Below are 22827 nucleotides of genomic sequence, written 5' to 3' on the forward strand. Positions count from 1 at the left end.
GACGACGCACTAAAGCTACTTGGCTAAATACGCCATTGCCTGCTCTAGCCCGCCTAAGGTCATAGGGTACATATGCCCCTCCATTTGCTGCTCAACCAGCTTTATAGATTGGGTCCAGTTCCAGTCTTGCGGCGGTACGGGATTCAACCAGGCGACTTTCTCATAAGTCTCACGTAATCGACGCATCCACAATTCACCGGATTCCTCATTCCAGTGTTCAACGCTACCGCCTGGCTGAACAATCTCATAGGGCGACATAGACGCATCACCCACAAAGATGACCTTATAGTCAGAACTGTATTTATGCAGAATATCCAGCAACTGAATGCGTTCGGAGTGACGGCGAATATTGTTGTCCCATACCGATTCATAGATATAGTTGTGGAAGTAATAGTATTCCATGTGTTTGAACTCGGTTCGCGCAGCGGAAAACAACTCCTCACAGACCCGAATATGGGGATCCATTGACCCACCCACATCGAAAAATAACAACACCTTTACCGCGTTATGGCGCTCTGGCACCATTTTTAAATCTAACATACCGCCGTTTTTTGCAGTCGAAGAAATTGTATCGTTAATATCTAACTCATCAGCCGCACCAGTACGGGCAAACTTACGTAAACGACGTAGCGCAACCTTGATATTCCGGGTACCCAGCTCGACGTTATCGTCTAGGTTTTTAAAATCACGACGCTCCCATACTTTTATGGCCTTCTTATTGGTACTTTCTCCGCCAATTCGAATACCTTCTGGGTTATAACCGCTGTGACCGTAGGGAGACGTTCCGCCAGTACCAATCCATTTGTTACCACCAGCATGCCGCCCTTTTTGCTCCTCAAGACGTTTTTTAAACTCTTCAATGAGTTTATCTAGCCCGCCGAGGGATTCAATTTTCGCCTTTTCCTCGTCGCTAAGCTGCTTTAGAAACTCCTTGCGCAACCAATCGTCAGGAATCATGGCTTCGATAATATCGTCTAGCGAACTCAAATCAGAAAAATAACTACCGAAAGCTTTATCAAAGCGATCATAGTACTTTTCATCCTTAATCATGCAAACACGGGCTAGCTGATAAAACTCATCAACGTCAATAAAGGCCAGGCGCGCTTCAAGACCAGCAATTAAATCCAGCAGCTCGCGAATGGTGACCGGTATACCGGCGTTTCTTAGTCCAAGGAAAAATTGTACTAACATATTAGCCGCGGCTCTCTCGGCGATGCATAAATGCCAAGCGCTCAAGCAGGTGCACATCTTGCTCATTTTTAAGCAGGGCGCCGTAAAGTGGCGGGATGGCCTTGCTAGCGTCGCGGTTTTTCAAAATTTCATCTGGAATTTCATCGGCCATCAACAATTTCAACCAATCAATCAACTCAGACGTCGATGGTTTTTTCTTTAAACCCGGAATTTGACGGATTTCGAAGAACACTTCCATGGCCTCAGCTACCAACTGCTTTGATACATCGGGGTAGTGAACCGCGATGATTTTCTGCATGGTATCGCGATCTGGAAAGGTGATGAAATGGAAAAAGCAGCGGCGCAAAAACGCGTCTGGCAATTCTTTTTCATTATTGCTGGTAATGATAATAATCGGACGCTTTAGCGCTTTTACAGTTTCGCCGGTCTCATAGACAAAGAACTCCATGCGATCAAGCTCCACCAATAAATCATTGGGAAATTCGATATCCGCCTTGTCGATCTCATCGATAAGTAACACGACTTGCTCTTCTGCTGCAAATGCCTCCCAGAGCTTACCGCGCTTGATATAGTTGCTAATATCATTCACTTTTTCATTGCCGAGCTGCGAATCGCGAAGCCGTGAAACCGCATCGTATTCGTAAAGGCCCTGCTGCGCTTTTGTCGTTGATTTGATATGCCACTGAATAAGCGGTTTACCCAAGGATGCCGCGACCTGCTCAGCCAACAGTGTTTTACCCGTGCCCGGCTCACCTTTAATCAGCAACGGACGTTGCAAGGCGACAGCAGCATTGACTGCCATGCTCAGATCATCAGTGGAAACGTAAGAATCAGTACCGGTAAATTTCATGTGTTTTTCCTAGCAAGAATATCGCACTGTTTACAAAAACTAAGCGAAAATTAAAAAGATTGCGCAGCAGACTACCCAAGCTGACATTATAAGGCAATTACAAATAAGGCCAGCTATAGTAGACCTAGATAGAAAAATCCGGTGAATTTAGGCCCCAATTTCAACAAAAATTGGTCAAAGCACCCTGATTTTAACACTACAACCTCGAATGGAGACCGCCATGCCCGCCCCCTACGACGACCTCAGCCTAAGCATCGGCAATACGCCGTTGGTTAAACTAAGCCGTATCAGCAAGCACAATATTTTAGTGAAAATGGAAAGTCGGAACCCCGCCAATAGCGTCAAATGTCGCATTGGCGCCAATATGATTTGGCAGGCAGAACAAGACGGTAAATTAAAACCAGGAATGGCTATCGTGGAACCTACTAGCGGTAACACAGGTATCGCACTAGCATTTGTCGCTGCAGCACGCGGCTATCCGATAACGCTAACGATGCCAAACACCATGAGCATTGAGCGCCGTAAAGTATTGTTAGCGCTGGGCGCGAAACTTATTCTTAGTGAAGGCAGCAAAGGCATGAAAGGCGCTATTGCCGCGGCTGAAGCAGTGGTTGCGAGTGACCCAAACCTTTATTTTATGCCACAACAATTTAGCAATCCCGCAAACCCGGCCATTCATGAGCGCACAACTGGCCCAGAAATTTGGCGTGACACCGAAGGCAAGATCGACATTCTGGTCAGCGGCGTCGGTACCGGCGGAACGATTTCCGGTATCTCCCGATATATTAAGAACACCTGCGGCAAAGCTATTACCTCTGTCGCAGTAGAGCCTAGCTCATCAACACTCATTCGCAGCGCCTTAAACGGCGAAGAAGCGAGTCACGCACCGCATAAAATCCAAGGTATTGGTGCCGGCTTTTTACCGGACAATCTCGATTTGAATATGGTTGACATTGCAGAAGCGGCTACTGATGACGAAGCCATGCAATGGGCACATAGACTGATGAAAGAAGAAGGAATTCTTGCTGGAATTTCTAGCGGCGCAGCAATGGCAGTAGCGGAACGCATTGCGTCGAGAGCAGAGAATGCGGGCAAAACCACTGTTGTCATTTTACCCGATTCTGCGGAGCGGTATTTAAGTTCCGCACTGTTTGAAGGCGCATTTACCGAAATAGAAGAATAATCCTGACGAAGGATAGGCCAACGTCGGCCTATCCTTTCTCCCTACTCCCCCCCTGCTTCTAGCTTTTTCTTTAGCGCCAACAGCGTCGGATTTTGCGCCAAGGAATCGTACTTCATAATTTCTGACAATTGCTGCAAGCCTAATTCTCGACCGTTCTCGGTATCAGCTACGGCCAGCGCATCGACAATTTTATCGACGACCACATTGAGTTTCTCCATCACATCTGGATTTCGCGGATGCAAGTCATAAGCACGGTCTAGATAAAAAAGAGCGCCATTAAAATCAGAGAACTTCATCGCTTGATCAGCCTCTCCCAAATTATCTAACACTTTCTGCTGCACAACAGGTGATAGTTCTTCAAAGGGAATATCTGGTCCTGACTCCGGAGTGTAAAAACTCAAGTATCCACCAAACGCTAGGGCCATAGTGAGCAAGGCAATACTTAGGTGCCGAGCCATTCTGCCAGCGCCGCTGAACTGGCGATAAAATTGATCCGCATTTTGCCAGCGTTCAGTGCGCTCAAAACGAAGGGCTTTCGCAATCGCCTTCCACTGGTAATACGGAATGCCCTTGATACGTTTGGGTTGCATTCCAGCATCGCGAGCGACGGTAGCCTTTTTACGATCAAAGGGATGTTTCCCCGTAAATAGCTGGTAAGCAATAATGCCGATCGCATAAACATCATCGGCCGGATCAGGATCTGCACCCTCAAACATATCGCAGCTTGCATACGCTGGCGTTAAGCCAACGACTTCATCGATCTCGTCTGGCACCGCGCCTTCAACAGAGGCCAAGGCTCTTGCAATACCGAAGTCGAGAACTTTCAAAACGCCCGCTTCGGTCACAAAAATATTTTGAGGTTTTACATCGGAATGCACAATATTGCGATGGTGAGCGTAGGCGAGCCCCTGGCTCATTGCGTTGATAAGTTCAACATTCTGCGCAGGTGTAAGCGTTTGACTTTTAATCAGTTCATCGAGCGTCTGCCCCTTCAATGCCTCCATCGTCATGAAGAAAACATCGCCATCACGATCAAAATCGTACACTGTGATGACATTGGGATGGGCGAGCTTTTGGGATTTATCCGTTTCCCGTTGCAAAGAGATATAGGCGAGCGGATCTTGCGAAAAATCCCCGCTAATCAATTTAATAGCAACGTAGGGATCATGGTGGCGGGCCTCTATTTTTCGCTGATCAACCGCCAGAAATACCGCGCCCATACCGCCTTCGCCGAGCATTTTTTCTAATCTGAAGCGATCTTTTAAAAGGTCTCCAACCTGAAAACCAGTGCCACCTCCTGCGCCTGCAGAAGACAAAGTATCCTTTGGATTATAAAGTGTCGTTGCGTCGTTATTGCTAGCAACGGTAACGACGGTAGCATCCTCTGCGCCGAAGCTCGTATCGCCTAGCTTGCTCGCATAAACGCTAACTTCGGTGGCGTCGTCATCTACTAAATCAATGTCTGCTTCTGGCTGATCAAACGACACGTCTATGAGCTGCTCATCCGTCGATTCCGGTAACTCTGTAATATTATCTACAATCAACGAGCTATCACCACAAGCTAGACTATCATCTAGATCAAATAGAGACTCATCCAGCTCGGTATTCTCCTTAGGCGATGACCCGTCACCGTCGAGGACGCGTGTTTTGTCGTTGTCTGTCATTCCACTTTACTCCCCATGGGATTCACATCCCTCATTAACAACTCAGGCCAGTGTTGTAACCAACAACAACTATGATCTACAGCTTCCAATATTTTATAACGACCACCGTGCTTGGCAACAAAGTTAAGCGTCTGCTCAGCAGAGACATTCCCGTCGTCTGCGCCGATATAATGCATGAAATTGATGGATTCAGGATAATGTGCAAGCAGCGGATCTAGGGACTCTGTTAACGGCAAATAATTATGTTGCCGTATCCAAGCCGCAACGTCGAGATTAGCCGCCACTGTGACTACAGAGTCTAAATACGACGACAACTTAAAGGTTGAGTCTGAAGACATTAACATTGCTAAGGTACCTCCCCCGCTATAACCAATCAACGTGACCTTATTAAACTTAAGCTCTTCGGCTATCCGCGACACCACTGCGGACATACTCTCAACCACTTCAGCGGAGTAGCGAGCGGAGGTCCAGTATTTATCTTCGCACACGTCGTCGTCAAACAAGCCCATATAACAGGGGCGGCCCAAGTAGAGCACATTTTCATTATCAAGCTTGGCAAGCTCCAGCGCTAAAGGCCGCTGCGTTGTGGGATCCTGTGCAATATAGCGGCCATGAAGCCAAGGCTTACCGTCACCTTCAATGTAGACATGTAGTCGCGGGTTACTCGACCGTGTAATTTTTAAATACACAATATGACGAAAACCATCACCTGAAACGACACGTCGTTCAAAGTTATTCTCTGCGGCTATATCATCTATGCGCTGCGCAGGACTAACACAGGATGCAATAAAAAAAACGGTAAGGAAAAGTAAAAAGCCCGAACACAAGTCACGCACGCTTATGTGTTCAGGCCACCGTTTATGCATTAGCAAAGCAAGCTTTTTAAGAAGCTAAATACTTATGGAAGTTCGTAACGCACTCCAACTGTTGCTGTGTATTTATTCAAATAATCATGGTAAAACAAGCGCTCATACACAATATACGCGGCAAGCCCCTGACTAAATTGTGCCGACGCTCCCCACGATACCGCTACAGTACTAGAATCCGGATCATCCGCCTGGTCTGCAAAGGTGTTAACGACAGTTTTATCTACATCATTCAAATTTTGACCATTAGACTTATAACCATCGCCACCATCTGCGATTAATTCGACTCTCATCGACGGCAGTAGTACACCCCAGTCCAGTAATAAGGGGTAATCTGCCTGAACCGACAAGGTCAATATCGCCGAATCAATATCTTGGCTTTGGATACTGCGAATAACACCAGTTCCGGTGGCAGATTTCTCGCGATAGGCGTCAATATCGCCGCTAACAAGTAATGCGCGCGCCTGTGGAGTTATCCGCCAACCACCATAATTTTCTTCAAAACCAATTGATATATCGCCGTACCAATAGCTACCGTCTGTGGAAGCACTAAAACTATCACCGGCAGCGGTGCGATCAATATCAATATCTAAAGCGCCGTATGCTATTAAGCCAGCAACGAAACTATTACCCCAATACTTAGCTCCGTGGACGCCAATAGTCGTCGACGAAGTGTCGCTGCCGCCCGTGCGTGTATCTAATTTACTTTCGCCATCAGCCCCACTGACAGTCATACCGAAAAACATGCTGTCATCAATACGATAGTCAAAACCAAGTGTGAAAGAATTAACTTCTTGTTCAAAACCACCGCTGCGGGACGTTGCGTGGCGATCGCGATTTGTATAATCGGTGAAGCTAAATAAAGAGAAGCGACCGCCGTTTAAGAGCGCGTTGTCGGCATCATCTGCACCAGCCGCACCGCCTAGATCACGGAAATCAAACGCCGTTACCCTTTTCTTCCCTTTCTTCGCGCTGCTTCCACCAGAGGTATTCTGACTTAGAATTCTGGGAAGAAGCGACATAGCCACTTCTTGCGCCTGGGTACCAGTTGACTCACTAACCGTTGCACCACAGGTATCAGGGTCTTGGCTGGTCTCATAGTAAGGCGTCTCCACTGGAACTGCCGTTTCAGTGACTCTCGGCATACCCTGATAGGCCGCAGCCGTATTCAAACCGCTTCCACCGGTAGCGCCAGTGGGGGGGTTATATTCCCCTCCGCCTTGATCCGTAGACCCGCCTGGCTGAACTTTACTATTACACTCCGGAACCGCCAGCGCGGTCTGCGGGAGCAGGATTAACCCGCAGCTAATAGATAGCGCTGTCTTAATTGCTGTATTTAATAAGTATTTTTTCACGACGCAAGCTCTCTCTCTCGATATTAAAAAAGGTCCTGGTAGCTCGCTAAGAGCGCCAAGACTCAGTTAATGATTTAATTTACTTTAGTGGTAGGCACAAAGAAAAAGTCGCCAACTTCATGTCCAGCACCTTTAATAATCTTATATACCGGCTCCTGAACGAAATTATTCAATTCCGCTTGGTGCTTAACTGGCTCACGAATTTGTGCGTATAAATCAGGTGCTGACAACAACCCCTTATTCGATTTTAAGGCATTAATAAGCTCCCTCGCGAAAACTGAGTGGCCATCACCGCCCTCATCAATCACCGGCTTATCACCACCAGATGACATAAGCAGACGGGATTTCCGCGGTAACTTGTACTTCACATACTCAGGGTTATCAGACTCACGCCCCTTACCTAAGAACAGTTGACCGGGCGCAGAAGACAGCAACCCACCGTAACAGGAATCCGCTATCACTAAGACGCGCTTCGCTTGCAGCCGCCCCAGATGATTGCTCACAAATTCATTGGATACCCAAAAAGCATCGTTCGGTGGCGCATCCGCGTTAACCGGCAGCCAATATCCCGTATCACGATCACCCACATTTACCATGCTGCCGTGACCAGCATAATAGATAAGCAAATTATCGTTTTCAGTCAACACGCTATGGAGTTCGTTAATGGCTTGCATCACCGTAAGGCGGTCTGAATTCAGTAATAGCTGAACTTGGAAGCCATATTGTTTTTCTAGGATTTCACCAATCTCTTTGGCGTCATTCAACGGTGTAGCCAGATCATCTAGCATTGAGTAATCGCGATTACCGATAACCAACGCATAGTAGCGACCAAAATCCATACCATCTAATTTTATTCCATCACCACCCGCTGCAGGGGCTGCGGCCGGCATACTCAGTGCGGGGGTACGTAACTTTGGAATTGTGGAAAGTTTACGTTCAACACTGGCGCGATCATTTTGAACCGACGCCAACAGTTGCTGCAAGGTAGCAAGTTCATCGCTTGGACTAATATCCGTGACTGCAACTTTACCAGCATTGCTACTTACTTTCTTTTTAAGCGAGGCCACTTGCTTGTCTAACAGCGCCATTTGCTGATCTTTGGACTTAAGTTGCGCAGCCAATTCGGCTCGTAAACCGTCCTGTTCGCGTTGGGCTGTTTCCTGATAAATCAGACTGTCCTCAGGCATACCCCAGGCTTGACGATAATAATTTATTGCTTGGAGTCGGTCTTGCTCAACACCTAGGCCCTGCTCATATAGGGTACCCAAATTGAACAAGGCACTTTTATTGCCTTGATCAGCAGCTTTTTTGTACCAGAAAACGGCGACTTCGTAATTCGGCTCGGTTCCGAGCCCCTTTTCAAAAATTTCGCCCACCGAAAGCTGTGCTTCAGCATCACCGTCTTCTGCAGAGGGCAACCATACTTTCAATGCAGTTTTATAATCGGCACGGTCGTAGGCAACATATTCACCGCCACGAATCCGACAGTCAGCTGCGGTTGTTTTAATGGGTCTGCGAGGCGACATATACGCCATGTTGCCAAGCTTTCGCAACTGACCTGGCAACAAGCAGTCCACTATTTGTAAACCAGCAATCACGTCTTCTGAATTGGCTGGGGTTCCACTCACCTCACTCTCAGGCGTATTAGAACACGCCGATAGCACGAGGAAAGCTAATACGGTCGAATAACTCAACCACCTATTGTGGTGAATACCCTTGTTACTACCTGCCATGATTGCCTCCGTTGCTTACTCTAATTGTCGATGTAAATCCGTCTTTTACTAATCTAAGCTCTCATAGCCCTTGGCTAATCTGTACACATTAATTGTTATTTTTGCGCGAAAGTACGAAACACCATGTCCACTCGGCCCAGGCTGACGACACATTGATCATGTAAAACAACTTTCGAGCAGGCTTCTTCGTCAACACGCAATCCGTTGGTAGATCCAACATCCTCCAAGCTCCATTCGCCCGATTTATAAACAAGCCGGGCATGCTGGGTTGAAATACTGGGGTCATCAACACGAACCTTGACGTCTTGCCCTCGACCGATAGTCCAAAACGCATCATTCTTCTTCGCTGAGATCCCGTACACCAGTGGACGTGTTTCATTAACATAAAACACGAGCACGACATCAGGGGTAAGTTGTTTCGATATGATTGTGCGGTTAATAACCTGATCTACCGCTTCTTTTGTGTAGGCTGAATTTGGTCTAGCAACATTGGTCCACCCGGAAGGGAGCTGGTAGGACTGCTGAAAAGATGTTTGATCGCCTTCAGGCTCATCATCAATGACTACTGAACCACCCGCCGATGTGTCTTTCTGCGGCAGACGCGAAGCGACTATAGTGCGTCCATCTTCAGCGGTATTTTTTAAGTAATATGCCGTTTCACCAAATTTGATGACGTCTCCGGCCTTTACCTTAGTTGGTCTATTGATTTGTCGATTATTAACGGAAGTGCCATTGGTAGAGTTTAAATCTTCAATCAGCCACTCATTGTCTACGAAACTTAGTTTTGCGTGGCGACGAGATAAAAGATCTTTTTGAATAGCAATATCATTGCTGGCATCTCGGCCAATATTAACCGACGCCGCCGTGATCACGTGGGAATCACCACCATCTACGCTTACTAGTTCAAGATCCATCGACATCCCTACAAACGCTTTTCAAACGCACCACTTCAAAGCCACAAACGGCATTAAGACAGGGTTTATCCATAATTTGGCAATCTTGTTGCCATTAGCTGTGGAAGTATAGCTAATCCACGATGATTTAAAAGCAATCGGCGGTAAACAAGTAAAGACATCACATCGAAACTTAATCTAAGCCTATTTCCGGCTCCGCCCGCGCCCTATCAGCAGGCGGCTTGGCGGCAGACACTTTTTTCTTACTATCGCCAGACAAAACATACGCAAGAAGGATGCCCACCAACAGAGCCAATATTTGCGCTGCACCAATCGTGACTAACATCGGCACGGCGCTCTCCAAACCTTCCGTTAAAATAGAAAGTACAGCGGCTCCTGCTGACGGCACCCACAAATCTGGCACATCAGGGTGACGAGCGGGCAAGAATAAAAAAACGACACCCGCCGTCATTAGCCAATATCTCAATACCGGTACAGGTAAACGGCGCAATAACATACACCAAATCACACTGGCGAGAAGACCAACCCCGAGATACACCTGCCATGCCAACCGATAGTCACTGATATCAACCATGTTTATTCCTACTCAATCCAATGAATAATGCGATCTTCATAATCAATACCCTGTACATCATTTTCGCTGATACAGCGACCTCTAACCGACATCCCGGCGTCGTGGATACTGTTCACATCACCTGAAATTAAATGGTGCCAATCTTCCAACTCTCGCCCCTCTGCCAGCACACGGTATGCGCAGGTATACGGCAACCAATACAGATCATTGGGATCACTTTGTCTCAGCGACATGCAATCCGGCACCAATTTATGACGCGCGGTATAATCTCCGCAGCGACACGCAGATGTATCCAGCAGGCGACAGGCAACATCGGTGTAATACACCTCTCCACTATCATGTTCTTCTAGTTTATGAAGGCAGCATTTACCACAGCCATCACACACCGACTCCCACTCTGAAGCTGACATTTCCGCCAAGGTCTTTTTTTCCCAAAACGGTCGCCTAACTAAATCGGCCATACTAATTATCAATCATCGATTTCAGGAACAACACGCGGATTCAAACGTTCGGCCTGCGGTGGCAATTGAAGATAAAATCCCTTATCTACAATCTCATCCATAACCTTTTGTACGTCGGCCCGCGCCAATTTACGCTCTTTCGTCAGCACCAATGTCATCGCCCGTTCGAGCTTGCCAAACCGGGCCAGTAAATCCTCAGGAACGCGACTTACATCCTCTTGATGATCCACATATAGGTACATGCCTTCTGTACGCGTACTTCGGTATACCGCGCAGATACGCTTCATTTTCGATTCTCTAAAATCGCCAGCAACTTTTTCTCTATCAATGATTTACGCCACATAGTTAATGTATCAGGAAATGTTCCGGTACGAATTAGTTCTTCTAAATCACGCTTTTTCGCGAGGATCTCTGGCGCAACACCAAGCTCATCTGCGATATCCTCGGCCACCGCTTTCATCTGTTTATAAAGCTGGGTTTGACCCGGCGTTAAGGGCTTTACTGCTGGGGGTGGAAATACACTATCATCGGCAGCACGAGCATCAGCAACAAGCGCCAAAATCAACTCACCATAGCGCCGAATTGTGCCCGGAGACACTTCTTTAATTCGGCCTAACTGGCTACTTTCTATGGGTGCCAGACGTGCAATTTCAAAACACGCGGCGTCTTTCAAAACTCGACCTCTGGGAATATTACGCGCGCGTGCTTCGGTTTCTCGCCACGCACAAAGCATTTGCAAGGCATATTGCTGTCGAGAACTTAGCTTCCAGAGCGACTTTATTCGCAAATAATATTCATCTGGGTTGAATGGTTTTTCGGCCTGCGCGGTAACAAGGTCGCAATCTTCCCGCCACCAACTTAGCGCACCCTTTTCTTCTAGGCGCTGACACAAAATAGGATAAATTCGCTGCAAGTAAAGAACATCAAGCGCAGCATAAACGCACTGACTCTCACTTAGCGGTCTTCTCAACCAATCAGATCTGGTTTCGCCCTTTTCGACATGTATGCCCAGACACTCCATTACAAGACGCTGGTAACTTAAACCGGCTCCCATTCCTGCCAACCCAGCCCCTATCTGGGTATCTAGCAAAGGCTGCGGTATACATTGAAATAAGACTTGGAAAACTTCTAAGTCCTCACTGCAAGAGTGAATGACTTTTGGCAGATCGCGGCGGCGCAGCAACGCGGTAAATGCCGACCAATCAGTGATCGACAAAGGATCAATTAAATAGAGTTCACCGCCTGCCCCCACCTGAAGCAGCCCGGCAATAGGGTAAAAGGTATCAGTGCGAATAAACTCGGTATCAATAGCAAGAAATTGAGCGGAAGCCCATGTATCACAAGCGGCAACTAATGCCGCGACAGTATCTATGTAGCGACGAGATTCTACTGGATCAGTCAATGGGACGGCGTCCTTTTAATGCATGTGCCAGCGTACCGCTATCCACGTATTCCAATTCACCACCCAATGGCACGCCATGGGCAATTCGGCTAACAGCAATGCCGCGACTGCGCATCTGCTCGGTAATATAATATGCCGTCGCCTCTCCTTCGACCGTTGGGTTGGTCGCCAGAATAACTTCACTGACTGACAATTCCGACGCCCGCTGAACCAACTTATCTATTCCAATTTCCGCAGGACCAATGCCATCTATGGGCGATAAATGCCCCATAAGAACAAAATATAAACCCTTATAATCGCCACTGTGTTCAAAGGCTATAACATCGGCGGGCGACTCCACCACACAGATGGTTTGCTGATCACGACGCAGATCTGCACAAATAAAGCACTGCTCATTTTCCGTTAAGGTACGGCAACTATTGCAGTGTCCAACATGTTCAACGGCCTTGTTCAGGGCCGCGGCGAGACGAGCAGCGCCAGGCCGATTTCGCTCTAGTAATTGAAAGCTCATACGCTGCGCCGACTTTGCGCCCACGCCAGGTAGGCAGCGCAGCGCATCAATCAATTCATCTATTAGTGGACTATAACTCATCGTTAGAATGGCATCTTAAAGCCCGAAGGCATGCCGAGACCAGACATCATTCCACCCATCTTATCTTGATTATTCTTTTCCACCTTGCGCACAGCATCATTTACCGCCGCGGCTAATAAGTCTTCTAACATTTCTTTGTCTTCAGACATTAAGCTAGGATCAATTGCCACTCTGCGGACATCGTAACGTCCCGTCATTGTGACCTTTACCAACCCTGCGCCAGACTCGCCCTGCACCTCCACATTCGCGAGTTCGTCTTGGGCTTTCTGCATTTTTTCCTGCATCTCAGCCGCTTTTTTCATCAATTCATTTAAATCAGGTTTCATATCTTTACCTCACTAATCAACAAGGTGAACAGATTCTTCGTCTAATACACCATCAAATTCTTCAATTAACCGGTTCACATACGAATCCGAGCGCAATGCTTGTTTAGCAATTACCAAACGCTCGTCTAAACAACGTTGCTTATAGGCCGCAGGCGTTTCAAAGGCAGCCTCAGCAATATTGACGCTTACATTGAGAGGCATTTGAAAATACTCACTCAATAATTCACCCAAGCGCTCAATATGACGATCATTGAGCAAGGCTGCATTTGCGGCATCAATATTAAACGCCACACTTCCTTCTGTTAGCGCGCTAATTTGACAATGACTTGCAACGCTACCCAACATACCCGGCAAAGAGAATGCATCAAATTGTTCTCGCCAAACAACTTCATTTAAGGCTTCAAAAGGGATTTTTTCGCGATTCGCTACGGGGGGTAAAACAGCAGCTAGCTCTAGTGGCGCCCTATCCACTGAGGGATTTACTCGCGCCCGTTCAACAGCGTTTGTGTCTATATTCTCGACTAAGCTTGGATCATTAACAGAAACGCCATTATCTGTGTTTTCTATAATAGGATCAGCTGTGTTTAGCGTATTCAGCGCTGCCTCAATAGGATCAGCGTTTTTAGAATCAACCGAATCCGACGCCGATGTCGCCGGCGTAACCAATTCTAAGGATTCAGGCTCTGACGAAACAGGTGATTCAGTTGATACTTTCGACGGCGTGCTTACTTCGTCTTGGCGCACAGCAAAACCGTCCAGGGAGGCGGTTGGCGCAACATCGACTGAGTTCTCTACTGGTTCTGAGGTATTTGCATTTGAAGCAAGACCGACTTCTTCACCCGCGATTTCCAGCGCACCGTCCGCCGACTCAGGCGTCTGCGGCTTTTTTACTGGAGCAGCGGCCTCCCCAGCCACTGCCGTTACTGGCTTAGGTAAATTTCTGCGCGGTGCATCAATAATCCCTTGGGGTTTAAACGCGAGCATTCTTAGCAGCAGCATCTCTAGACCCGCACGTGGATCTGGTGCGAAGCCCATATCACGACGCCCTGCGAGTGCAATTTGATAATAAAATTGCACATCTTCCGCTGTAATTGTAGCGGCCAAGTCAATGAGCTTAGCGCGATCACCCAAGTTGTTATCTAAACCATCAGGGACGGTCTGCGCTACCGCTAGGCGATGCATTACGACTAATAACTCACTAATCACACCGGCAAAATCTGCGCCCATTTCAGCGAGATCCGCGACCACCGCCAACAGGGCCGCACCATCACTTTGCCCCAAGGCTTCAATAAGGCGATAAACCGAATTATGGTCAATGGTGCCCAACATCTGGCGAACATCTGCCTCACCAAGCTTGCCGGAACCAAAGGCGATAGCTTGATCTGTTAGACTCAGCGCATCGCGCATACTGCCGTCTGCGGCTCGCCCCAAAAGCCATAAAGACGATTCGTCATACTGCACCATTTCATGCTCAAGCACTGTTTTTAAGTACTCAACGATGCGCTCTGGCGTTAAATTCTTTAAATTAAACTGCAAACAGCGGGACAGAATTGTCGCAGGTAATTTTTGTGGATCGGTGGTTGCCAATAAAAACTTTACGTGTGCGGGCGGTTCTTCGAGGGTTTTCAGTAGCGCATTAAAACTACTACTGCTGAGCATGTGTACCTCATCGATGAGATACACCTTATAACGCCCCTGCGTAGGGGTATATTGGACGTTATCTAGAATCTCGCGAGTGTCCTCAACCTTGGTACGCGACGCCGCATCGACCTCTAACAAATCAACAAAACGACCCTCGTTGATTGCCACACAGGCATTACATTGACCGCAAGGCTCCGAGCTCACCCCCGCTTCACAGTTAAGGCACTTAGCCAAAATACGCGCAATGGTGGTTTTCCCCACACCGCGTGTACCGGTAAATAAGTAGGCATGATGAAGACGGTCATGATCAAGGGCATTCACTAACGCCTTTAGAACATGATTTTGACCAGCCATTTCCCGGAAGGTTTTTGGGCGCCATTTCCGCGCCAACACCTGATAGCTCATTGAACAATTCCTAACATGCAGGCGGCAAGGATACACCAGCCCAGCAAGGACATAAACCAATGATACGAGAGAGAAATAAACAAAGAGGAGAGACCATTCAAGACCTGGTGGCGGCCCAACCAGCCACACCCCGGCACACGAGTTGATAACTACCGTTGCTCCCTTCCGGGCCTGGCGGGGTTTGCTATCTATCGTTGCGAGGGGACCGGAAGGACCACCGCAGAAAACGCGTTACGGCACTGCCTCAACGCGGGCGCTATTGTCGGTGAAAGCCTCAGCACATGCAAGCAGCCTACCGCCAAAATCACAGAAAATGTCGAATAATATCAACGAGCAACCGCGGAACCGGGCGGGAACTCAGCCAGAATAGCGGATACGGTTTCCAGGACATATAGACGGCGTTCTTCCGGCGTATTCAGTGTCGGTATAACTCGTTTTGTCATCCCCCGCCAAAGTAATTTTTTGCTAGCAGGGTCAATAACATCAATCATTAGGGTGCTCTGTTTATAATTGCGCACCCAAATGTCGTCATCATAAAAATGGCTGCGACCGAAATAGCCATAGCCGGGACGGTAGCCGCAGTTGTAACAGGGATAATAGCCAAAATGGGTATACCACGACCCAAAGTTATCGATGGCAATTTTATCTTCCTGCCCCAGCTGATAACTCACTAAAACCGACGCTTTGCTGATGTCAGCCGATTTTACCAAGCCTCTTGCGGTGAACTGCGCGTCAACTGCATCGACTACGCGCTGGCGTACCAAATCATTATCCACCTCGGGATCACTCGCTTTCGCGGGCAATAACCACGCATAGCTAGATACATTACTAAAATCGAACTCCTGAGAGTAGTCGGTAGATACTGGCACACCTGCACACGCCGCGAGCATGCTCACTACAACAGCTACTATTAACTTTTTCATTACCGACTACTCCTAAAACACTTTGCTTACTATGGCTGTAACACAACCCATAGCGCCATTTGACCACGCAGGACTCTCAGTAACAAACGCCCCTTGCTGGAAGACATTATCTCGCTAAACTGCTTTACATCGCCGACACGGCGCTGGTTAACAGACACAATTAAATCGCCTTGCACTAATTTACCAGAGGCTTCTGCTGTATTGGCGACCGCTGTCACTAATACACCCTGCCCGTTTTCGGCATCTCGCAGAGTCACGCCCTGCAGCAGATCACTGCTCGAATCACCGCTAGCAACTACCGCTGCCCCAGCAGAAACAGCCGCAAGTTCAGCGCGGTACTCTTTACGCTTACCTTCACGCAATACCGTAACTAGAATACGGTCCCCAACACGTTTTAGACCAACTGCATTGCGTAGCTGCGCGGAGCTACGGATCTCTTTACCGTCAACCTCTACAACGACGTCACCCACCTGCAAACCCGCTTTGTCTGCCGCAGAACCACTCTGCACCTCTGCGATCACCGCGCCGCGCTGATGTTTACCGACCTTAAACGCATCCGCCAACTCAGAAGTTAAGTCTTGGATAACAACACCCAGCTGACCCCGCCGCACTTCTCCATGCTCTAGAATTTGATCAATACTCACTTTGGCCATATTGATGGGAATGGCAAAGCCAATCCCAACATTTCCGCCAGAGGGCGCCAAAATTGCCGTATTCACGCCAACCAACTCGCCTCGCAAATTGACCAGCGCGCCGCCAGAATTACCCGGATTAATCGACGCATCGGTTTGTATGAAATTTTCATAACCTTCTATACCAAGACCCGTTCGGCCAAGTGCGCTAACTATACCCGTTGTAACCGTTTGCCCAAGACCAAAGGGATTACCTATAGCCACAACGTAATCACCTACCTCTAATTTCTCAGAATCAGCTAGTTTTACGCTGTGTAGGTTCTTCGCATCAATTTTCAGTACTGCAATATCCACATCCGGATCGGTTCCAACGAGGGTAGCAGTGTAATTACGGCCGTCTTCCATACTGACCGTAATCTCATCAGCGCCATTCACTACGTGGTGATTAGTCAGAACGATGCCCTTCTCAGCATCGATTATGACACCAGAGCCCGCACTTTGCGTGCGACGCTGTGGTTGCAGCTGCTGCATTTGCTGATCTGGCACATTGAAAAATCGGCGAAAAAACGGATCATTAAGCAAGGGGTTTTGGCGAACGGTTTGCGTGGTATACGTTGAAATATTAACGACCGCAGGATTAACCGTTTTTAACATCGGCGCCAAACTGGGAAGCGCGCGCCCCTCACCATCCTCCTGCGGGAAAAATGCCAGACTGCCCTGCGCTAGAGTAGCCAAAAAACAAAAAACCAAGGCCTTAACTAACAAGTACTGTGATGTACGAAAAGTCTGAAACTGATTAGTCATAACGTATTTCGGCTCCCAATAGTCAATAACACTGACCGTTAGAGCCCAGCTCAACACAAAAAATTCCGCAAATTAACTATTTGTTTGGCATTTTCATCAAACAAGTTTTTCTGCCATTGAGCGAGAGATTTCGCTCTGAATTTTTGACTTAAACGCGCCCATCATTAAGCCCAATTTAATATCGACTTTAACCTCTTGCTCTCCCAGGGTGATTAAGCCTTTAATTCCCGAACGCACAACTTCGACTTCATCGTTACTTAACCAACGCGAACTGATTTGATACCGCTCTTCCAACTTTGTCGCCATCTGCTTAATTAAGTCACGGAGTTCGTCTGGATTTTTATTATGGCGTTGGCGAAGTGAAATATTCGACACTGATTCAATACTCCATAAAGTAATAATACGAAACAATCCGCCTGTATTATGGCAGCTCATCACAAAGTTGCCCAACTATTGTGTTCAAACGGACATCGAGACCAACGCCAATATCCAGCGTTGAGCGAAAGTACAAATGTGCAGGCAAAAAAAAACCGCAATTAAGCGGTTTTTCAAAACTTTGGTGGAGCTAGGCGGGATCGAACCGCCGACCTCTTGCATGCCATGCAAGCGCTCTCCCAGCTGAGCTATAGCCCCAAAGTGGAGGCTGCGCATATTACGATCAGCCCCCAAGCTTGTCAACACACGGATTTGAAATCACCGCATTTTTCTAACACTATCAAGCCCATGCAACTCTCACGGGACTAACCGGTACTGAAAGAAGCTATCAATTACGCAAGATCTTGATATTGCTTTTCAAGCTTTTTCAAACGTTTTTTGCCCACACCACCCAATACTTCGATGGCGTGCCGCAAACGAGCGCGACTCATATCTGGGCCCAACACTTCCATCGAGTCAACGACGGAAATCGACGACGTTGTGCCCGCTATGGCAATAAATAAAGGTGGCATAAAATCCTTAAGCTTTATACCGAGACCGTCAGCAAGAGACTTTACTTCGGCAAAAATTCGGTCGCGCTGCCAATCGCTCAACGCCTCCAAACGCCACGCAGCGCACTGAAGCAACGTAACAAGCTCCTCCTCACTCAAGTTCGATCCAGCGAAACTAGCCGGTGTGAGTGGCAGCATTCCCGACAAAAAGAAGCCAGCAAGAGGCGCCATATCGCTGAACACTTCAATGCGCGACTGCAGGTGTGGCAGCATTTTCATTAGCGTTTCGCGATTTAAAGCCCAATCCTGCATGCGATCAGCAAGCTGTTCGAGACTGCAGTCCTCTCGCAGCCACAAGCCGTTCAACCAGCGCAGCTTTTCTACATCGAATATCGGGCCGCCTAAGCTAACGCGGGTAATATCGAAATTATCTATCATTGTTTGCAGGCTGAATTTTTCGCTCTCGTCTGGCATTGACCAGCCCATGCGACCAAGGTAATTCAACAATGCCTCAGGCAAAAAGCCCATGCGCTGGTAGTACCATATACTCGTCGGATTTTTGCGTTTACTGAGCTTACTTTTGTCTGGATTGCGCAGCAGTGGCAAATGACAAAGTACCGGCATATCCCAGCCAAAATACTGATAAAGTAACTTATGCTTTGGCGCAGAGTTAATCCACTCCTCACCCCGCAGAACATGGGTTATCTCCATTAAATGATCATCAACCACATTAGCCAAATGATAGGTCGGCAAACCATCTGACTTAAGTAGTATTTGGGCGTCTACCTGCCCCCACTCCAGCTCAATTTTACCCCGCAACATATCGTCAATTTCGCAGCGACCATCATCTTCGGGCACATGCATTCGAATTACATAGGCATCCCCTGCTCTCTCGCGGCGAGTATGTTCAGCATCATCAAGTTTAAGATCTGAATATTTTAACGCGGTATGTCCACCCGCTTCGCGGCGAGCCTCACGTAATATATCTAGCTCCTCAGCCGTTCGATAGCATCGAAATGCGTGGCCTGCGGCAATTAACTGCTCACAGTGTTCTTTATATATTTCGCTGCGTTCGCTTTGGCGATAAGGCCCGTGAGGGCCGCCAACATCTGGCCCTTCTGCCCACGCCAAACCCAACCAACGCAATGAATCCAGAATCGCCTGCTCTGATGCCGGCGTAGAGCGCTGCTGATCGGTATCTTCAATACGAAGTATAAATTCACCACCCTGGCTTTTCGCAAAACAGTAATTGAACAGCGCGATATACGCTGTGCCAACATGTGGGTCGCCGGTAGGCGAAGGAGCAATACGAGTACGAACAGTCATGGAGTGTTTATTACCATTTGAATACAATAGACATTTAGGCTCGCCGCCAAGTGCACGAGCAGGCCATTTAGCCCGCTATTATACGTGCCAGACACGGCAAGATTCACCCACCCGCAGAGGTATTTCGCGGCAGATGTATAAAAAATCACTCAATCGCCGCTTTTGCGTTGCGCCGATGCTCGACTGGTCAGACCGACAATGTAGGGTTTTTTGGCGCCAGCTGACCACCGAAGCAGTGCTTTACACCGAAATGATCACTACCGGTGCACTGATACATGGCGACGCGGAACGCCATCTTAATTTTAGTGACATTGAGCATCCTCTGGCCCTACAACTCGGCGGCAGTGACCCAGATGCCTTGGTGCACTCTGTTCGCTTAGCAGAAAAGTGGGGCTACGACGAAGTTAATTTAAACTGCGGCTGCCCGTCTGACCGGGTTCAAAATGGCTTTTTCGGCGCTTGCTTAATGTCGCGCCCAACCCTCGTCGCCGACTGTGTCAAAGCCATGAAAGATGCAAGCAGTCTTCCTATCACTGTCAAACATCGCATCGGTATTGATGAGCAAGAGGGATACGGCCCATTGCAGGAATTCGTCGCGGCCATCGCCGATGCAGGCACTGACGCCATTATCGTTCATGCCCGCAAAGCTTGGTTGCAAGGCCTCAGTCCAAAGGAAAATCGTGAAATACCGCCCTTGAATTACAACTTGGTATATCAACTAAAACAGGATTTCCCCGACCTTGAAATCATCATCAATGGCGGCATACAGAACATGCCGGATGCCGCCTCGCAATTGTCACATGTGGATGGCATTATGATGGGCCGCAGTGCCTATCAAACACCGTTTCTTCTTGCCGAAGTAGATTCACAGTTTTATGGTAGAGATCAGAAGATCTGTACGCGAAGCGATATTATTCGCGGATTATTCCCCTATATTGAAGCGGAACTTGCCAGCGGTACCCGACTCAATCATATAAGTAGGCATATGCTGGGATTATTTAATGGCGAACCTGGTGGTCGTTTATTTAGACGCTATATCAGCGAACACGCGCACAAACCCACCGCTGGCATTGAGGTTTTAGAACAGGCCTTAAATCTTACGGAACACGCTCTGCAGACCATGCAGGGAAAAAGGACAGCGATTAATGAGCAGTAAATTAGACCAACTAAAACAAGTTACCGATGTTGTTGCCGACACGGGTGACATAGACGCAATCCGCAACTTCTCGCCCCAAGATGCCACCACAAACCCGTCTCTTATTCTAAAAGCGGCTCAATTGCCGCAGTACCGCCCCCTAATCCAGCGCGTCATTCAGGCACAAAGTGATGGCGCAAGAGACGCGCAATGGCTTCAAAAAACAGCAACGCAACTGGCGGTTGAGATCGGCAGCGAAATTTGCAAATTAGTCCCCGGAAAAGTGTCTACAGAAGTCGACGCACGGCTATCATTTAATACCGATGCCATGATTGCCCAAGGCCGCTATATTGCCGATCTTTACCAAAACAAAGGTATAGGCAAAGAGCGTTTGCTAATCAAAATTGCGTCGACATGGGAAGGTATTCAAGCCGCAAAGGTGCTAGAGAAAGAAGGCATAGAATGTAACCTCACTTTGTTGTTTAGCCTCATTCAGGCTGCCGCCTGCGCTGAGGCTGGCGCAACATTGATTTCACCATTTGTGGGGCGAATATTAGATTGGCATGTCGCGCGGGGTGTTAAACCAGACACCGCCAATGATGACCCAGGCGTGCAATCAGTAATCGCCATTTACAGTTATTACAAGCAGCATGACTATAAAACAGTAGTGATGGGCGCGAGCTTCCGCAATATGGCAGAAATCGAGGCCTTGGCCGGCTGCGACCGCCTAACGATTAGCCCTGCACTTCTTAAAGAACTGAGCGAAGACAGCCAAGTCCTCCCCCGGAAACTATCGCCATCTATGACCTTTGAACCCATTAGCAAACTCGATATTACTGAATCTGGATTCCGTTGGGCGTTGAATGAAGACGCAATGGCGACAGAAAAACTCGCTGAGGGTATTAGAGCTTTTGCTGCTGACCAAATTAAACTTGAAATCCTGCTTAGCGAGTGGACCTAAGGCATGTTTGAAAAACTGAAACAACTTTTCTCTGTAGAAGAAAACACCGAAAAGAATATTATGTCGCTTGAATTAGCGGCAGCGGCCCTGCTGATAGAAGTCAGTAAATCGGACTTTCAACAAGATCCCGGCGAAATCGACAAGATTCGTGAATTATTGGTGCGGTGTTTTTCAGTGTCGCTAGCCGATATTGAGGACTTTATGGCAACGGCCTCGGCAATCAACAAAGATAGCACGTCGCTTTACCCATTTACCCGTTACATCAACGACAACTGCAATAACATTGAAAAATACGAATTGATTGCAGCCCTTTGGGAGGTCGCCATTGAGGACGGTCGCATAGATAAATACGAAGATCATCTGATCAGAAAAATCTCAAATCTAATTTATCTACCACACACAGAGTTTATAAGAGCCAAACTGACTACAACGGGGAAAACAGAGTCAAACAACAGCTAAGTTAGCCTAAAACTTAAAAGCACTGCCCTTCAAGCAGCGACACTAACTCACGGAACTTAGCGTGGTTACTGTCGCTAAGCCCCATCAGTGTACGATGTGCTTCAAGCACGCGCGCTTTAACTGCATCCTCACTGCATGGCAAGGCAGGCAATTCGCCAAGGTCCTCATCGTTCAAAAGAGGTTCTTCACGAATTCGGAAAACCCGATCAAAGCCCATACTTTCAAGAACACGGGTAATATCGGGGTTGGTTGACAAAATAAGGGGAACAAACTGAAAGCGTGCTTTGGCTTTAATTGCCAATTTTGCGAGCAAACCTAAGGTCGTACTATCAACATTAGACGCATCCGACAGATCGACAACAACACTGGCAAAATCGTCCACCGAGAGCATTTCATCAAAAAACTCATCTAAGGTGGTACAAAGTGTTAAACGCACGTCACCAACTAATTTGATAACAAACGCCCCGTCTTGTCCCGCTACCAATATCCTACCAGGCTGCATTT

General features: G+C 47.8%; 23 protein-coding genes, 1 tRNA gene and 1 other RNA gene. 4 read left to right on the plus strand and 21 right to left on the minus strand.

The window, feature by feature from the left end:
* Positions 1-15: 15 nt before the first annotated feature.
* Together O9X78_RS04315 and O9X78_RS04320 are read right to left on the minus strand one after the other, a co-directional pair.
* Positions 16-1191: a vWA domain-containing protein gene (locus O9X78_RS04315; protein WP_269618382.1), complete on the minus strand. Its 1176-nt coding sequence runs from the start codon at positions 1189-1191 to the stop codon at positions 16-18.
* Position 1192: 1 nt separating this feature from the next.
* Positions 1193-2041 carry an AAA family ATPase gene (locus O9X78_RS04320; protein WP_269618383.1) on the minus strand — a complete coding sequence of 283 codons (849 nt, stop codon included), beginning with the start codon at positions 2039-2041 and terminating at the stop codon, positions 1193-1195.
* 220 nt (positions 2042-2261) lie between these two features.
* Here O9X78_RS04320 and cysK point away from each other — a divergent pair, with 220 nt between their 5' ends.
* Positions 2262-3224 carry a cysteine synthase A gene (gene cysK, locus O9X78_RS04325; protein ID WP_269618384.1) on the plus strand — a complete coding sequence of 321 codons (963 nt, stop codon included), beginning with the start codon at positions 2262-2264 and terminating at the stop codon, positions 3222-3224.
* Between the two features lie 41 nt (positions 3225-3265).
* On the opposite strand, the gene O9X78_RS04330 is transcribed toward cysK, so the two are convergent.
* From O9X78_RS04330 to gltX, 18 genes are all read right to left on the minus strand, one after another.
* Entirely contained in the window at positions 3266-4888 is a 1623-nt protein-coding gene (locus O9X78_RS04330) for a serine/threonine-protein kinase (RefSeq protein WP_269618385.1), read from the minus strand.
* Positions 4885-5754, minus strand: coding sequence for an alpha/beta fold hydrolase (locus O9X78_RS04335; RefSeq protein ID WP_269618386.1), 870 nt, complete (start codon positions 5752-5754; stop codon positions 4885-4887). The genes O9X78_RS04330 and O9X78_RS04335 overlap by 4 nt, the downstream gene beginning before the upstream one ends.
* Positions 5755-5786: 32 nt before the next feature.
* Entirely contained in the window at positions 5787-7109 is a 1323-nt protein-coding gene (locus tag O9X78_RS04340) for an autotransporter outer membrane beta-barrel domain-containing protein (protein WP_269618387.1), read from the minus strand.
* A gap of 74 nt (positions 7110-7183) precedes the next feature.
* Positions 7184-8842, minus strand: coding sequence for a caspase family protein (locus O9X78_RS04345; protein ID WP_269618388.1), 1659 nt, complete (start codon positions 8840-8842; stop codon positions 7184-7186).
* A 95-nt stretch (positions 8843-8937) separates the two neighbouring features.
* Positions 8938-9756, minus strand: a complete 819-nt coding sequence (locus O9X78_RS04350) for an FHA domain-containing protein (protein ID WP_269618389.1) — start codon at positions 9754-9756, stop codon at positions 8938-8940.
* A gap of 172 nt (positions 9757-9928) precedes the next feature.
* The gene (locus O9X78_RS04355; protein ID WP_269618390.1) at positions 9929-10330 is read right to left on the minus strand and encodes a hypothetical protein; all 402 of its coding nucleotides are present in this window, start codon (positions 10328-10330) and stop codon (positions 9929-9931) included.
* Positions 10331-10338: 8 nt separating this feature from the next.
* Positions 10339-10791: a YcgN family cysteine cluster protein gene (locus O9X78_RS04360; RefSeq protein ID WP_269618391.1), complete on the minus strand. Its 453-nt coding sequence runs from the start codon at positions 10789-10791 to the stop codon at positions 10339-10341.
* A gap of 8 nt (positions 10792-10799) precedes the next feature.
* Positions 10800-11078, minus strand: a complete 279-nt coding sequence (locus O9X78_RS04365; protein WP_269618392.1) for a YcgL domain-containing protein — start codon at positions 11076-11078, stop codon at positions 10800-10802.
* Complete coding sequence (gene rnd, locus O9X78_RS04370) at positions 11075-12193, minus strand: ribonuclease D (protein ID WP_269618393.1); 1119 nt, start codon at positions 12191-12193, stop codon at positions 11075-11077. The genes O9X78_RS04365 and rnd overlap by 4 nt, the downstream gene beginning before the upstream one ends.
* Positions 12186-12785, minus strand: a complete 600-nt coding sequence (gene recR, locus O9X78_RS04375; RefSeq protein ID WP_269618394.1) for a recombination mediator RecR — start codon at positions 12783-12785, stop codon at positions 12186-12188. The genes rnd and recR overlap by 8 nt, the downstream gene beginning before the upstream one ends.
* 2 nt (positions 12786-12787) lie before the next feature.
* Positions 12788-13111 carry a YbaB/EbfC family nucleoid-associated protein gene (locus tag O9X78_RS04380; protein ID WP_269618395.1) on the minus strand — a complete coding sequence of 108 codons (324 nt, stop codon included), beginning with the start codon at positions 13109-13111 and terminating at the stop codon, positions 12788-12790.
* A 12-nt stretch (positions 13112-13123) separates the two neighbouring features.
* The gene (dnaX, locus tag O9X78_RS04385; protein ID WP_269618396.1) at positions 13124-15157 is read right to left on the minus strand and encodes a DNA polymerase III subunit gamma/tau; all 2034 of its coding nucleotides are present in this window, start codon (positions 15155-15157) and stop codon (positions 13124-13126) included.
* Between the two features lie 114 nt (positions 15158-15271).
* An RNA gene (gene ffs / locus O9X78_RS04390) (signal recognition particle sRNA small type) lies at positions 15272-15368 on the minus strand.
* A 115-nt stretch (positions 15369-15483) separates the two neighbouring features.
* Entirely contained in the window at positions 15484-16080 is a 597-nt protein-coding gene (locus O9X78_RS04395; RefSeq protein ID WP_269618397.1) for a DUF4136 domain-containing protein, read from the minus strand.
* 29 nt (positions 16081-16109) lie between these two features.
* The gene (locus tag O9X78_RS04400; protein ID WP_269618398.1) at positions 16110-17516 is read right to left on the minus strand and encodes a DegQ family serine endoprotease; all 1407 of its coding nucleotides are present in this window, start codon (positions 17514-17516) and stop codon (positions 16110-16112) included.
* A gap of 96 nt (positions 17517-17612) precedes the next feature.
* Positions 17613-17891, minus strand: coding sequence for a polyhydroxyalkanoic acid system family protein (locus O9X78_RS04405; protein ID WP_269618399.1), 279 nt, complete (start codon positions 17889-17891; stop codon positions 17613-17615).
* 182 nt (positions 17892-18073) lie between these two features.
* Positions 18074-18149, minus strand: a tRNA-Ala gene (locus tag O9X78_RS04410).
* A gap of 134 nt (positions 18150-18283) precedes the next feature.
* Positions 18284-19768, minus strand: coding sequence for a glutamate--tRNA ligase (gltX, locus tag O9X78_RS04415; RefSeq protein ID WP_269618400.1), 1485 nt, complete (start codon positions 19766-19768; stop codon positions 18284-18286).
* Positions 19769-19901: 133 nt separating this feature from the next.
* Here gltX and dusA point away from each other — a divergent pair, with 133 nt between their 5' ends.
* From dusA to O9X78_RS04430, 3 genes are read left to right on the plus strand one after another with little or no spacing between them, the layout of a single operon-like run.
* Positions 19902-20924 carry a tRNA dihydrouridine(20/20a) synthase DusA gene (gene dusA / locus O9X78_RS04420; RefSeq protein ID WP_269618401.1) on the plus strand — a complete coding sequence of 341 codons (1023 nt, stop codon included), beginning with the start codon at positions 19902-19904 and terminating at the stop codon, positions 20922-20924.
* The gene (gene tal, locus O9X78_RS04425) at positions 20914-21864 is read left to right on the plus strand and encodes a transaldolase (protein ID WP_269618402.1); all 951 of its coding nucleotides are present in this window, start codon (positions 20914-20916) and stop codon (positions 21862-21864) included. The genes dusA and tal overlap by 11 nt, the downstream gene beginning before the upstream one ends.
* Positions 21865-21867: 3 nt before the next feature.
* The gene (locus tag O9X78_RS04430) at positions 21868-22323 is read left to right on the plus strand and encodes a tellurite resistance TerB family protein (RefSeq protein WP_269618403.1); all 456 of its coding nucleotides are present in this window, start codon (positions 21868-21870) and stop codon (positions 22321-22323) included.
* Between the two features lie 13 nt (positions 22324-22336).
* Here O9X78_RS04430 and O9X78_RS04435 read toward each other — a convergent pair whose 3' ends face one another.
* A complete protein-coding gene (locus O9X78_RS04435) occupies positions 22337-22825 on the minus strand; it encodes an STAS domain-containing protein (RefSeq protein ID WP_269618404.1) in 489 nt (162 codons plus the stop codon).
* Positions 22826-22827: the final 2 nt, after the last annotated feature.

Source organism: Zhongshania aquatica (assembly GCF_027257955.1).
Classification (GTDB): Bacteria; Pseudomonadota; Gammaproteobacteria; order Pseudomonadales; family Spongiibacteraceae; genus Spongiibacter; species Spongiibacter aquatica.